This window comes from Ideonella sp. B508-1 (assembly GCF_000333615.1).
GTDB lineage: Bacteria > Pseudomonadota > Gammaproteobacteria > Burkholderiales > Burkholderiaceae_C > Ideonella.
In genome coordinates this window covers 1-942 of sequence record NZ_BADL01000623.1, presented here as the reverse complement: position 1 = coordinate 942, position 942 = coordinate 1, and the positions used below count along the sequence as shown (strand labels likewise).

The 942-nt window shown below is 69.2% G+C and carries 1 protein-coding gene and 1 pseudogene; both read right to left on the bottom strand.

What is annotated here, in order from left to right; genetic code table 11:
- Positions 1-626 (bottom strand): glycogen/starch/alpha-glucan phosphorylase (locus I73_RS30490; protein WP_040501527.1); only part of this gene is annotated, 626 nt, incomplete at its 3' end.
- Between the two features lie 37 nt (positions 627-663).
- Positions 664-942, bottom strand: a pseudogene (locus I73_RS33420) (starch synthase); the annotation flags it as partial.

Genomic DNA, 942 nt, shown 5'->3' with positions numbered 1-942 from the left:
CCAGCGCACGCCGCCATGGGGGTCTCCAGCCGGCCACCGAAGCGCACGCGGTAGATCACCTCCGGCCGCGGGAACTCCCAGGGGTTGCCGTGGGTGAGCCAGTAGTCGGGCGTCTCCACCTGACGGCCCTCCTTGATGAGCTGGCGGAACATGCCGTAGTCGTAGCGGATGCCGTAGCCGAAGCCCGGCACGCCCAGCGTGGCCATCGAATCCAGGAAGCAGGCCGCCAGCCGACCCAGGCCACCATTGCCCAGGGCCGCATCGGGCTCCAGGTCGAACAGGCCGTCCAGGTCCACCTCCAGCTCCAGCAGGGCCTGCTTGAGGGCCGGCATCAGCTCCAGCGCCAGCACCGCATTGCTGAAGGTGCGGCCGATCAGGAACTCCATCGACAGGTAGTAGACCCGCTTCACATCCTGCGCGTACTGGGCGCGGGTGGTCTGCATCCAGCGCTCGACCAGGTGGTCGCGGATGGCATAGGCCGCCGCGTGCATCCAGTCCTCGGGCCGGGCCGAGACCGGGTCCTTGCCGACCTGGTAGATCAGCTTGTTGGCGATGTGGCGCTTGAGCGCCTGCACGCTGGTGCGGTCCACATGGTCGTACTCATGCTCGAACTGGTTGACGTCCATCGCGGTCGGTTCCTCGGTTCAGAAAGAAGGGGCGTCCTCAGCGGCCCAGGGCCGCGCGGTACATGGCCAGGTAGCCCTGGGCGGCCACTGCCCAATCGTGGTGCTGCGCCATCGCGGTGCGCTGGACGGACACCCAGTCCCGCTTGCGGCGGTAGAGCGCGAAGGCCCGCCGCACGGCCGCGTCCAGGCCCGCCTCGTCGAAGGCGTCGAACACGAATCCGGTGGCACGTCCCTCATCCAGGGCCTCCAGGGAGCAGTCGGTCACGGTGTCGCCCAGCCCGCCCACGCGGCGCACCAGCGGCAGCGCACCGTAGCG